The 12,918-nt window shown below is 37.4% G+C and carries 10 protein-coding genes; 3 read left to right on the forward strand and 7 right to left on the reverse strand.

From position 1 onward, the window contains the following. Positions 1-92: 92 nt before the first annotated feature. The gene (locus C7B89_RS09695) at positions 93-950 is read right to left on the reverse strand and encodes a PhzF family phenazine biosynthesis protein (protein WP_115673595.1); all 858 of its coding nucleotides are present in this window, start codon (positions 948-950) and stop codon (positions 93-95) included. Between the two features lie 166 nt (positions 951-1,116). Further along, the gene (locus C7B89_RS09700; RefSeq protein WP_115673596.1) at positions 1,117-2,325 is read right to left on the reverse strand and encodes an MFS transporter; all 1,209 of its coding nucleotides are present in this window, start codon (positions 2,323-2,325) and stop codon (positions 1,117-1,119) included. Between the two features lie 134 nt (positions 2,326-2,459). Here C7B89_RS09700 and C7B89_RS09705 point away from each other — a divergent pair, with 134 nt between their 5' ends. Then, entirely contained in the window at positions 2,460-3,014 is a 555-nt protein-coding gene (locus tag C7B89_RS09705) for a helix-turn-helix domain-containing protein (RefSeq protein ID WP_103118130.1), read from the forward strand. Between the two features lie 386 nt (positions 3,015-3,400). On the opposite strand, the gene qoxD is transcribed toward C7B89_RS09705, so the two are convergent. From qoxD to qoxA, 4 genes are read right to left on the reverse strand one after another with little or no spacing between them, the layout of a single operon-like run. Next, the gene (gene qoxD, locus C7B89_RS09710; protein ID WP_036079092.1) at positions 3,401-3,685 is read right to left on the reverse strand and encodes a cytochrome aa3 quinol oxidase subunit IV; all 285 of its coding nucleotides are present in this window, start codon (positions 3,683-3,685) and stop codon (positions 3,401-3,403) included. 1 nt (position 3,686) lies between these two features. Further along, complete coding sequence (gene qoxC, locus C7B89_RS09715; RefSeq protein WP_048392792.1) at positions 3,687-4,283, reverse strand: cytochrome aa3 quinol oxidase subunit III; 597 nt, start codon at positions 4,281-4,283, stop codon at positions 3,687-3,689. Continuing rightward, on the reverse strand, positions 4,280-6,229 hold the full coding sequence (gene qoxB / locus C7B89_RS09720) for a cytochrome aa3 quinol oxidase subunit I (protein ID WP_048392790.1): 1,950 nt from the start codon (positions 6,227-6,229) through the stop codon (positions 4,280-4,282). The genes qoxC and qoxB overlap by 4 nt, the downstream gene beginning before the upstream one ends. A gap of 20 nt (positions 6,230-6,249) precedes the next feature. Beyond that, positions 6,250-7,140: a cytochrome aa3 quinol oxidase subunit II gene (qoxA, locus tag C7B89_RS09725; protein ID WP_054550145.1), complete on the reverse strand. Its 891-nt coding sequence runs from the start codon at positions 7,138-7,140 to the stop codon at positions 6,250-6,252. Between the two features lie 352 nt (positions 7,141-7,492). Here qoxA and pdxR point away from each other — a divergent pair, with 352 nt between their 5' ends. Both pdxR and C7B89_RS09735 read left to right on the forward strand, forming a co-directional pair. Beyond that, positions 7,493-8,923, forward strand: coding sequence for a MocR-like pyridoxine biosynthesis transcription factor PdxR (gene pdxR / locus C7B89_RS09730; protein WP_054550146.1), 1,431 nt, complete (start codon positions 7,493-7,495; stop codon positions 8,921-8,923). 1,022 nt (positions 8,924-9,945) lie between these two features. Continuing rightward, complete coding sequence (locus tag C7B89_RS09735; RefSeq protein WP_115673597.1) at positions 9,946-11,475, forward strand: DHA2 family efflux MFS transporter permease subunit; 1,530 nt, start codon at positions 9,946-9,948, stop codon at positions 11,473-11,475. A 128-nt stretch (positions 11,476-11,603) separates the two neighbouring features. Here C7B89_RS09735 and C7B89_RS09740 read toward each other — a convergent pair whose 3' ends face one another. Continuing rightward, positions 11,604-12,512 (reverse strand): C40 family peptidase, encoded by a 909-nt coding sequence (locus C7B89_RS09740; protein WP_115673598.1) that lies wholly within the window; start codon positions 12,510-12,512, stop codon positions 11,604-11,606. Positions 12,513-12,918: the final 406 nt, after the last annotated feature.

Consider the following 12,918-nt stretch of genomic DNA (forward strand, 5'->3'; position numbering starts at 1 on the left):
ATTATAAAAATGTGTTTGTCTTTTTATCTATTTTTCTATTTTTAAATTAAAATTCAAAAAATCTACAGTCTGAGGTTGAGAAATTAAATTGTTCACACCATATCTTCTACATTTAAATATTTTGTTTCACAGTAATAGCCTTTGCCGCCAACATAAACTTTTTCTATTTCATTCTTGCTATTGGTTGCTAATTTCACTAATATTTCGGAAGGAGAGTGTAAAGAATAACCTTGTTCAAATACATAGACTTCTTTTTGCAAGTGGTGCTGTTCATAAAGGTAGCAAGCTAATGCACCGTTAGAAGTTCCAGTCGCTGCTTCTTCATTGATGTCGTATAGTGGAGCAAAATTTCTACATATTATTCGATTGTCATTAAACGTATACAGATGCGTCCCGACAACATGATAATACTCGCTGATTTCTTTTATTTTTTCAAAATTAGGTTGCAGTGCATGTAATTGTGTTTCGCTTGTTATCGGAATTAAAATATCTTTTAAGCCCGTGGAAACAATTTGAATTGGGTATTTATTATCTATATCTTTAATGTCAAAACAGTCGATAAAGTCGTTTGGAGAAATAATATTATAGAATATCGGTTTGTTTTGTTCCATGAAAATGATGTCATCTTTTATGGTAATAGTAAGAACACCGCTGTTTGTTTCAATCGTATAGCGATCCTTGAAAAGTTTATTTAAATGCATCAGTATCGTGAAAGCGCCAATTGTGGCATGTCCACATAAATCTACTTCTTCCTTAGGTGTAAAATACTCAAATTTATAATCAGCCATTTCCGATGCTGATATAAATGCGGTTTCCGCATAGCCCAATTCTTTGGCTATTGCCATTTTTTGAGTAGTGGTCAATGTATCCTCATTAAATACCACTCCTGCTTTATTCCCGCCTTGATGATCCTTGCTAAATGCACTTGCAACATAAACGGATATTTTCATAAAACATCTTCCTTCCTCATTTATAGTGAATTGTAGCATAAAAAGAACTACTTAAAAATGTTGTTGGATAAATCTGCTATAAAGCAAGAGACAAACTATTTTAGCAACTTAAATCTCCAAAAGTAGATTGTCTACTGTCTGAAAAACGGTTTAAAGACGCCTTACTTCATCTACTAGGAAGAACGCGAATAGTAGCTGATTCCGTCTTTGTTTTAACCTTTAACGTCAGCCCCATAATAACGATGATTATAAATAATAAGGTGAAAAGGGCAACGTCAAATGTATTCGTCATATCCTTGATGACACCAACAAGCATTGGAATGATGCCGCTAATGATATAGCCACCGAATTGAATCATCGCTGTCCATTCACTTGCCTCTTTTGGTGTAGTCGTAGCATCTAAAGGTAAAATCATTGCTAATGGGAACAAACCACCAGCACCGATCCCAGTTAACGTCGCACAGAAAATAGGCGAGATGCCGCCCATAATTAACATCAAAATTCCAATAAAGGAGCTTGAAGCACAAAGTAGCATCCAAGGCTTTCTCTTGAAACTATTATTTATTAAGATTGGGATGATAAAGCTACAAATCATTTGCATGACAGAAAAAATAGTGACCGTTGTTGCGGCGTAAGCGTCACTATATCCCATATCCTGTACTTTTGGAGCGAGCCATGTCGCGAGGGAATAATAAACGCCAGATTGTAAACCGAACATGACCATAAGGAGCCAAACATATCGGTTTCCCCAAGGTAGTCGACTTTTTTGACCTGTAGATTTCTCTAATGACTCTTGAGAATGCTTGGATTTTTTGATAATTGGAATCCAAACAATAATACCCATAAAAGCAAATACCGACCATATTGCTAAAGCTGCGTTCCATGATTGATGAAAAGCATGCATAGCAGGCACAACTAAACCAGCACTTAATGACGCTCCAATTCCCATACCCGCAGAATATACACCGATCATCGTAGAAGAATATTTAGGAAATTCCTTTTTGATATAGCCTGAAATCAGTGGACCTGTAATAGCAATACCTATCCCACTAAGAATAGCTGTTACTAATAAAAATAAAGGAAAAGTTGCCACTAACCGTAAAGCTGTTGATACACCAATTAATAAAACGGATAGCCCAATCGTCCATTCGATACCCCATCGTTCACTTAGCTTGCCAGCCAAAGGTGCAAAAATCCCCATACAAAATACGGGAAGTGCTGTTAATAAACTTACAACAACACTTGTCATCTGCAAATCCATTTGAATATTTTTCAATACCGGCGAGATAGATGTGATCGAAGCTCGTAAATTCATAGATAGTATAAACAAAGAAAAAACGCTCCAAATAATCGGAAAGTTTTTTGATTTCGCCATCACTGAAAACACCTCTTTTAGTTATTATTTGATATACTATAGTTAACTTTTAAATTAAAAAAATAAACTATAATTAATCGACTTGTATACTATAATATACTATTTATACAAAGTCAATGGGAGGGGTGCGCAGAATGCAGGAGGAAAATATCGACTTATCTGGACAAGTTGGAGGAAATTTACGGGAAATTAGAAAAAGCAAAAGGATGAGTTTAGAGGAGCTGGCGAATGTCAGCAATGTTAGTAAATTGACGTTAGGGAAAATTGAACGAGGGGAAACGAATCCGACTGTCAATATTCTTTGGAAAATTTGTAGAGGGCTTAATATTCCGCTTGTCGCTTTACTATCTTTTGAAGAAAATATAGAGGTTCATCGTTTTGGCTCAGACTACCAATTCGCAGGTCATAATAACGACTGGTTTGTCGATCCATTATTCAAAGCAAATGGAACTGAGTGGTTTAGAGGTCGTCTTGAACCGAATAGTGAATACAGCGAGTGTCACCTAGCAGGCTCCGAGGAAATTGTGCTTGTATTAAATGGGCAATTGGAGCTAAAGGTCGGAGAGAAAACCCATCAGCTAAACCAATGGGATGTCATTAAATTCAAGGGTGAAGAACTTCACACGTATATCAATCACTCGGATGAAAAAGTACATTTAATGCTGTCATTAACATATACAACCCCATGATTGTTCAACAATAATCAAGCAGAAGTTGATCCTATTTTGGGGAGGAAAAAATAATTCTGATTATCGATTTCATCATTGTTTATTATTTTCATGAATATCAATAAAAGCTTGTAAAGGATGTGCTACACGCCAATCATTTAAACGAGGAAATCGTTAAAATTGGCGTTATAAAAATAAACATTGATAAAGGCAATCCTATATTTATCCCATTCAACCAATCTCACAATGATTACTTGATATCACAATGAATGAAAGCGTGGACTCTTACTTTGATGGTGAAAATTTCAAAGAATTGTTGTTTATCCTCATTGTCTTTTGACTATATATCATGCGTTTCCATACAAAAATCGTCCTTACTAAGTTAAGTAAGGACGATTTTTTTCTATTTAGATATAACCCCAAATCATACATAATAATGTTCCGAAAATGGTCACGAGCGCAATAATTAAGCCATAATAAATATTGGTATAGATGGCTGGTTTATCATTTGTTTCACCAGCATGCATAAAGACAACTAACTGCAAGCCTGCCTGAATAAATGCTGTGACTAATAAAATAGTCATGGTAATTGGAAAAGATAGATTGAAAAAATATACACATGCCGCAATGATCGTAAGGATTATGGACACACCAAACCCCATGACTTGTTTCATCGGGAATAAATCACTCATGTTACACCATTCCTTTCAAGTAAATGAAGCTGAAAATAAAAATCCAGACCACATCTAAAAAGTGCCAGTATAAAGAGAAGATAAACGATTTATTGGCTGTTTCTGGTGTTAAACCACGTTGGATGAGCTGATAGACGATGAACATTCCCCAAAATACCCCAAAGGTAACGTGTGCACCATGTGTTCCTAATGTTGTTAAAAGGGCAGCCGTAAAGGCACTCGTCTGTAAGCTCGCACCAACATGAATATAGTGCATAAACTCGTAAACTTCAAAACCAATAAATACGACACCGAGTACTAATGTCAAAACATAAAACCATATCATTGCTTTCGTATAGCCCTTACGCATAGCATGTATACCTAAGCCAATGGTAAAGCTACTTGTTAAAAGAATAAACGTTTCAAATAAAACAGGTGTAATTTCAAAAATCTCCGCTCCTGTTGGACCATTCCCAGTACGGTCTACTAAAACAAAATAACCTGCGAATAATGTGCCGAAAAGCATAATTTCAGCACCAATAAACACCCAGAAGCCTAATATATTCAATTGATTTTGCTGAGTACTATATTCTAAAGGAAGTGATTGATCGATTTTCATAATTGACTACCTCGCAATTTCGATTCCGTTGCTTTCACTTTTTCGACAGGTACATAGTGTCCTGGATCTTTTTCCAATGAACGGTGAGCCATGCAGATAAAAATACCAATGGTTGTGAGAATTGTTGGTATCCACATACCAAAAACAAAGGAGAAGCCCCATGCAAAGAAAATACAGCCTAATATAAAAGGTACACCGCTATTATTCGGCATATGAATCTTTTCATATGGCTCTGGGAACAGTTCATGCTGATGATATTTTGCATCCCATAACGCTTCTGTTGAAATTACGTGTGGAACCTTGGCAAAATTATAATAAGGCACAGGGCTTGGTGTAGCCCACTCTAATGTGCGAGCGTCCCATGGATCCGACCCAACATTCCTTGGTGAATAACGAATACTGTAAATAACATTGTAAACAATTAAGATAAAACCAATTGTTAAGCCAATTGCACCGATAAATGAAATCATATTCCACAGCCCAAAACCAGTAGAGGCAGAATAAGTGTACATACGGCGTGCTTGTCCATCTAAGCCAGAGACAAACATTGGCATAAAGGCTAGCAGCGTACTGACGGCAATAATCCAAGCCGTCCACTTGCCGATTTTTTCATTCAACATAAAGCCAAACATTTTTGGCCAATAGTAATGTAAGCCAGCTAGCATAGCAAAGACAACACCAGGAATAATCACCATATGGAAGTGGGCAACCAAGAACATTGTGTTATGGTATTGATAGTCAGCGGCTGACATGCCAAGCATTACACCCGTTACGCCACCTATTGTAAAGGTAGGAATAAATAACATGGAGTAAAGCATTGGCGTTGTAAAAACAATTTTTCCTTTCCAAAGGGTGAATAACCAGTTAAAAATTTTAACCCCAGTTGGGACGGCAATGGCCATCGTTGTAATCGAGAAAATACTATTTGTTAAAGCACCTTGTCCCATCGTAAAGAAATGATGTGTCCATACTAAAAACGAAAGGAAGGAAATGATTACCATGGAGCCGACCATTGATTTATAGCCATAGAGATTGCGTCCTGAAAAAGTAGAAATAATCTCACTGTAGATCCCAAACGCAGGTAAAATCAGGATATAAACCTCAGGATGCCCCCAGACCCAGAAAAAGTTTGCCCACAGCATATCCATACCACCATCGGATGTTGTGAAAAAATTAGTAGCAAATAGACGGTCAAAAGTTCCCATCGTTAAAGCTACCGTTAAAACTGGAAAAGCAAAAACGATAATCACGTTTGCTACTAATGAAGACCACGTAAACATCGGCATTTTCATAAGTGTCATGCCTGGTGCTCTCATTTTAAGTATCGTCACAATCATATTAATACCAGTAATTAATGTGCCAAGACCTGAAATCTGTAAGGCAAATAAATAATAGTTTGTTCCTACAGATTGGCTAAATTCATTATTTGCTAGAGGGAAATAATTCGTCCAGCCAGCATCAGGGGAGCCACCTATAACAAAGGATATATTTAGTAGCATGGCCCCCATGAAAAATAGCCAAAAGCTTAATGCATTCAATCGCGGGAAAGCAACGTCTCTTGCACCGATTTGTAAGGGCACAATATAATTCATAAAGGCCATAATAAAAGGCATGGCCATAAAAATAATCATGACTGTTCCATGTGTTGTGAAGATTTCATTATAATGCTGCGCATCAAGTAATGTATTGTCAGGTACAGCCATTTGGGCGCGCATCATAATCGCATCTGCTCCACCACGGAAAAGCATCAGAAGGGCAGAAATTAGATACATAATACCAATACGTTTATGATCAACCGTTGTTAACCATTCACGCCAAAGGTAGCCCCATTTTTTAAAGTAGGTTAAGCCAACTATAATTGCTATCACCGTCAGTCCAATCGCAACCATCGATGCATAGATAGCTGGACTTGGATGGGGTATAGCAAATCGTTCGAAGTACTCCATATGACTATGTCTCCTTTTAATTAATGATCGTTTTGTTGAGAAGCATGATCTTTAATGTGTGATGTACCATGCTGATGTCCACCATTCTCACCCTCAGGGGCTGGCAGGAATGTTAAATGTGTACCAGTGTAGGTTGATTGGCCAACGTGTCCTGGTTCTAGCAACGTATTAAATTTTTCTTCTGTTAATGGTTCAGCTGTTGCTTTTACTTCCTTCACCCAATCATCAAACTCATCCTGAGTCACTGCTGTTACGTTAAACGTATTTTCAGCGAACCCTTTACCATTAAAGTTTGCATTTCTCCCCATATACTCCCCAGGTAGATCCGCAGCCAGATGCAATGTATTCACCATATCGGCCATTGCATATTTTTGACCACCCAGTTGAGGAATCCAGAAACTTGTAATTGGTCCGTAAGAATAAAGTTTAAATTCGATAGGACGCTCTGCAGGAATATACAAATAATTCACCGTTTCAATATCTTCCTCTGGATAGCTAAAATGCCATTTCCAGTTCGATGTTGAAGCATAAATGATTAACGGCTCTTCCTGTTTGTATTTCTCTGGTGTAGATTCCACCTTATAGTTACTTTCAACAGAAATAAAGGATAGGTACGCTACAATTAAAACGGGTATACCTACACAAATGATTTCCACCTTTGTACTCCCTTTAATGTGGGGAGGCTTATAGTCAGGGCTTTGCTTAGATGCACGAAATTTCACTAACATATAAGCTAACAACACAAAAACAATGAGTACGATAAAGGACATAATCCCTATCGAAAGCATAATATCTTTGGCTTGCACTTGAGCTTGAGGTCCTTTTGGATCTAATACTAACAATGGGTCACAGCCTGTTAGCATAGTGACAATAGTGGAAAGACCAATTAATCTGAGCCAACTTTTTTTCATAAACAAACCCCTTTAACTGTTTCATTGAAGTGCTATAGGCTACTACGGGTTTGTATGGAATTCGATTCACAATTGATTTTTATAATAGGGGGACTTCTTTTGAAAGACAAGGCGTTTTCCAAGATAACACAGAATGTTCTCAAACGAGAAAAATAATTTCAGTATAATTTTATAGAGGGAAATGCGCATCAAATAAGGGCTTTTATCAAAAAAAATGGATTGAAATTGAAAGTGGATGGTGAAATTAATAAGGAAATGGATGGTTAGTTTCAAATATTGTTATAGTATGATTGTCTTTTTAGCTTATTTACTAGAGCTAAGAAAGGATAAGGCATAACTGAGGTGAGTAAACATGGATTGGAAACCTGATCGAACAGTAAAAAAAGCGATTTATAAGCAGCTCGCAGAATACATTGAAAAGGGGATTGCAGATGGGACATTCCCACCCGATAAACCCTTACCATCTGAGCGCTATTTAGCAAACGCTTTGAGTGTAAACAGAAGCACGGTAGTTAATGCATACGATGAATTGGAAGCAATGGGGCTGATTGAACGAAATCGTGGAAGTGGCACAACCATTAGCAAAGACATCTGGGGCATTACGAGGAAACGAATTCCTAGCTGGAATCGCTATATTGAGGCAGGTTCCTTTTTACCGAACCTTCCTGTTACCCAAAAAATTAGAAAAGAGGCTATTGAACATAAATTAATTAATCTAGCTACTGGCGAATTATCCGAGGATCTTTTTCCCAAAAGCGCCTTGAGAGAAATTACCGCAACGCGTTCATTTATCGGTAGCCTTGGGTATGACCATCCTTTAGGGAGTGACATATTACGGACAACTCTTTCACGGCATATTAAAAAAAGCAGAGGAATTGAGACAAAGCCTTCCTCCATACTGATTACTTCAGGAGCACAGCAAGCCCTACATTTGATTGTCCAATGCCTGTTAAAGCCTGGAGATGCAGTCGCCATAGAAGATCCTTCTTACAACTTTAATCTGCCTATATTTAAAACAGCAGGCTTACAAATCCATTATCTTCCTGTCAATAAGGATGGCATTAACCCCGATGATTTGCAAGTATTATATAAAAAACATCGAATTAAAATGATTTTTCTAAATCCTGATTTTCATAATCCTACGGGATCTTCCTTAGATTTAAAGAAAAGAGAAGCTATTCTAGACATATCCTCTAAACTAGGTATACCAGTAGTAGAAGATGACCCCTATAGCCTAACAGCTTTTTCGGGGGATAAAATGCCTACGCTTAAATCGCTCGATAAGAACGGGAATGTTTTATATATTAGCTCTTTGTCCAAAATTGTAGCCTCAGGCTTACGAATCGGATGGATTGTTGGTCCTACATCTGTAATCGAACGACTATCCGATGCCAAGCAACAAATTGACTTTGGGCATTCTAGTTTCACGCAATGGATTGCCAATGATTTTTTAGAATCCCCTAATTTTAATTTGCATATTAAGCACTTAGTGAAGGAATTAGAAACACGACGAGATACCATTGTACAGAGCCTCGATATGTATTTAAAGGACGAAGTGACGTTTTCCATTCCTCAAGGTGGGATACATTTATGGTGTCATGTTCTCAAGGAATATAACGAGACGCAATTACTTGAGGAATCCATTAAGCGAGGCGTCATTTATGTTCCTGGATCTACGATGGGCTCCAAAAAGGGTTTTGTACGCTTCACTTATGCGAGGGAGGATGTTCATTCAATCAATGAGGGGATTAAAAGGTTTGCACAAGCTCTAAATAGCTTCTAGTAATTTTGTAAATTATAGCCAAGTGGATGGCTGAGAAAGTGCTTAAGTGGATGGTTTAAATTCGCTAGAAAGTATTTAAGATAGAGTCATGGATAACAACTATCCATCAAGGCTAACTACTATCATGGCAGTGTGGATTGATTCACAATTATTCACACAAGTAATGAAATTTTTTATGATCTGGAAGGTGATAGGACAAACCTATTAGTAGCAAGAGAAAGATATCAGTGAAGAGGTAGTTCACTTGATTCGCTATAAAAATAGGCAAACACTTTAATCAAGAGATTTAAAAAATTCACAACAAGTATCGTTGGTTTTCTCAGTTTTACCTGTTCAAACAGTCTCAATCGTTAGCTTTAGGCTGCTGATGAGAAAACATCAAGGCAGTCACACCTTATTATATTTTAATTCCCACAAAGGTATAGTGGGGAAATAGGCACCCCTTCTATACGGACACTTAAATCTTAGTTAAAAAAACACCATCCAGCCACTTAGTCTCGATATTCAATCGATGCTAGGTGGCTGCTTTTTTTCATTAAAAGTAGTTGAGTAGTGCAAGAAGACAATTTGGTGGAGCTATCATTAGTGTTTTGCATAATCGCCGCTACACTTACAAGAAGCCGCCACTACATTATGAATTAACACTAGGGTAGGATTATTTAAAAAATAACGACAACAAAAAAAGTCGCATTCCTGTAGTTCAGGGATCGACTTTTTGGGAAAAAATTTATGAGAAATACATTGAAATATGTATAGTCTTGTGATAAATTTATAGAGATAGACACTGTATAATTATTATACCGCGCATTATCCCTATTTTAATTATACAATACAATCTATTGTGTCGTCAACAATTTTAATTTTAATTTTTTTGAGGGGTGGTTGCGATGAAATCAGCAGGGGCAAAACAGCAGATTGGGGGAACAAACACACGAAGAAGCTCCATTGTTTGAGACAATCAAATGGCTTCCTAAACATGTGAATGAAATTGAAAAAGATAAAGAAAGTAGGACTGATACTATATGTCAGAGAAAACCATTTCAGTTGAGACAAAAGCGCCTTATGGCATGATTGCCATTTTATTTATCGGGGCCTTTGTTGCTATTTTAAATGAGACCTTACTCAACATTGCACTACCAGCCATTATGGACGAATTCGATGTGAAAGCCACTGCAGTACAATGGCTTTCAACAGGCTATATGCTAATTAACGGTATTTTAATTCCTGCCAGTGCATTCTTCATTCAACGATTTACAGATAAAAAATTATTTATTACAGCGATGGCTCTGTTTACATTAGGTACATTTCTAGCTAGTATTGCACCTGCATTTGGTGTGTTATTAGCAGCACGTATGATCCAAGCTGCAGGCTCAGCAATCATGATGCCTTTATTAATGAATGTGATGCTAACTGCATTTCCAGTTGAAAAGCGAGGAGCTGCAATGGGGATGTTCGGTCTTGTCATGATTACAGCTCCAGCGATCGGGCCGACGCTTTCTGGTTGGATAATCGAGCATTATAGCTGGAGAATGTTATTTGATCTTGTGCTACCAATTGCCATTTTAACTTTAATTTTTGCAGCCTTTAAATTAAAGGATGTGACACCACAACGTGCCATTAAGCTCGATGTGATTTCTCTTATTCTATCAAGCATTGGATTTGGCGGCTTGCTTTATGGCTTTAGTTCCGCAGGTGAAAAAGGATGGGATCATATCCTTGTATATGGAACAATTATTATTGGGACAATTGCTTTAATTACGTTTACCCTTCGTCAGCTACGAATGGATGAGCCCATTCTTGAGTTTCGGATTTTCAAATATCCAATGTTTGCCTTATCCTCAGCCATCTCCATCGTTATTTCGGTGGCGATGTTCTCGGCTATGATTTTAATGCCTATTTACGTACAAACCATTCGTGGTATTTCCCCAATGGATTCAGGTCTACTCATGCTGCCTGGTGCCATAGTGATGGGAATTATGTCTCCGATTACAGGGAAGCTCTTTGATAAATACGGGGCAAGAAGCTTGGCTGTATTTGGCTTGATCATTACCATTGTTACGACATATTACTTCAGTAAAATTAGCATGGATACAGCTTATTCTACATTGGTGCTGCTGTATACATTACGTATGTTTGGGATGTCTATGGTAATGATGCCCGTGATGACAAATGGTTTAAATCAGCTACCAGCACACAATAATCCACACGGTACAGCTATGAACAACACATTACAACAGGTTTCTGGTGCGATTGGTTCTGCGGTGCTGATTACGATTATGAACAATAAAACAACTGCCAAGGCAGAGGAATTAGCTACAGGTGCGATGAACAATATGAGTGCCAATGCAGCACAGGCTACGACACAGTCTGCCAGCGAAGTAAAACAGCAAATCTTAAACGAAGCCATGCTACATGGCATCAATTATACGTTCTTCCTTTCCACATTGATTGCGGCCATCGCACTCATACTTGCCTTCTTTATAAAGCGAGTTAAGCCTAACTATGATAATCACACAGGTGGGGAAGTTGCTGGAAAACAGGTAGAGGAATAATACTAGATGGGTGTTGCTTCAGTTTAGCAACGCCCGTTTTTTCTTAAGAAATTTTATATAGAGGTGGGGAAACCTAGTAAGAATAAAAAAAGGCATTCCATCCATAGATGAAATACCTTTTCTAGTAGTTATTGAGCTAATCGTTGAATAAAGGCTTCTAATTGGACCAATGTGACATTGTCGTTCACTCCGAATGTGCCGTCACCTTTACCTACGGTTACTTTATTCGAAGCAAGGATCCCTACATAATGATTTGCCCAATGTGAGCCTGGAACATCAATAAATTGTTCAGCTGTTCCTTGCTGTGTTAAATGAAATGCTTCCACTAAGACTTTAGATAGTTGTCCACGTGTCATTGGAGAACCAGGATTGAACTTTCCATTATCATCACCCGTAAAAACGCCAATTTTTTTAAGTGCCTCTGCAGCACCTGCATATTTAGACGAAGGCTTAATATCTGGGAAACTTGAATTCGTATTACTCGTATCTAAATGTAATTTATTAGCTAATCGAAGAGCTACCTCTCCACGCGATGCATATATGCTAAAGTCAATTTCCGCATCTTTTACTTCTCCATAATCAGAGAAGTTGGCAATACGTTTTGCTCCTACATAACGTGAACCCCAATAGTATGGGTCATTCACTGTATCTACCTTAACCCCAGAACTTGTAGTAGCTGAGATAAAATTATTGTCACCTATGTATATACCAACGTGTGAAACACCGCTTCCAGATGTATTAAAAAATACGAGATCACCCGTTTTTAAATTGTCTTTTGCGATCGAAGTACCTTGTTGGTATTGAGCTTTAGATGTACGCTCTAATGAAATGCCTAGCTTAGAAAAAACTAACTGTGTATATGCTGAGCAATCCACACCTGTCTTAATATCCGTTCCTCCATATTTATAAGGAGCTCCTATATATGCTTTGGCTGTATTTGTTATATCTGCTATTGTTGCCGCTTTCGCATCATGAATACCCATACCTGTAAAGAACATAAACGATGCGAAAATGGGTAGTAACCATTTTTTCTTCAAATCAATCTTACTCCTCTCAAAAAGCTTTCGCCTTTGAACTAAAGTAAGAATAGCATGAAATAGGGCAGAGTTATTTTTCAATAATATTACCAATTACCCCTAATCACCAAAATTGAAACCTTAATTTTAATTGTGTAAAACTTTTGCAATAATAATGGGCAATTTTACTAAAAATATATGAAATTAATGGATTTATAGGGACATAAGTGTTAATTTAAACGTTTTATCCAATTGAAAAATCGTTATTGTAATAGTGGCTTTCCAGCATAACGGTTATTTAAACATTATTATTTATGTGTGATACTACGTTATGACACTAAGGATAGTGGTAGAAAATTCTGCTTTTATGTAGCTCCCGTAACTGCAAAGTCGTTTACTGTTAGATAGGAAAAGTTAGCCTTAATTT

Source organism: Lysinibacillus capsici (genome assembly GCF_003367505.1).
Classification (GTDB): Bacteria; Bacillota; Bacilli; order Bacillales_A; family Planococcaceae; genus Lysinibacillus; species Lysinibacillus capsici.

What these genes read in the sequence shown, in the direction of transcription:
- C7B89_RS09705 (WP_103118130.1), top strand. Translation starts at nt 2,460, where the DNA reads ATGCAGGAGGAAAATATCGACTTATCTGGACAAGTTGGAGGAAATTTA.
- qoxD (WP_036079092.1), bottom strand. Translation starts at nt 3,685, where the DNA reads ATGAGTGATTTATTCCCGATGAAACAAGTCATGGGGTTTGGTGTGTCC.
- C7B89_RS09735 (WP_115673597.1), top strand. Translation starts at nt 9,946, where the DNA reads ATGTCAGAGAAAACCATTTCAGTTGAGACAAAAGCGCCTTATGGCATG.
- qoxB (WP_048392790.1), bottom strand. Translation starts at nt 6,229, where the DNA reads ATGGAGTACTTCGAACGATTTGCTATACCCCATCCAAGTCCAGCTATC.
- qoxC (WP_048392792.1), bottom strand. Translation starts at nt 4,283, where the DNA reads ATGAAAATCGATCAATCACTTCCTTTAGAATATAGTACTCAGCAAAAT.
- C7B89_RS09700 (WP_115673596.1), bottom strand. Translation starts at nt 2,325, where the DNA reads ATGGCGAAATCAAAAAACTTTCCGATTATTTGGAGCGTTTTTTCTTTG.
- C7B89_RS09695 (WP_115673595.1), bottom strand. Translation starts at nt 950, where the DNA reads ATGAAAATATCCGTTTATGTTGCAAGTGCATTTAGCAAGGATCATCAA.
- pdxR (WP_054550146.1), top strand. Translation starts at nt 7,493, where the DNA reads ATGGATTGGAAACCTGATCGAACAGTAAAAAAAGCGATTTATAAGCAG.
- qoxA (WP_054550145.1), bottom strand. Translation starts at nt 7,140, where the DNA reads ATGAAAAAAAGTTGGCTCAGATTAATTGGTCTTTCCACTATTGTCACT.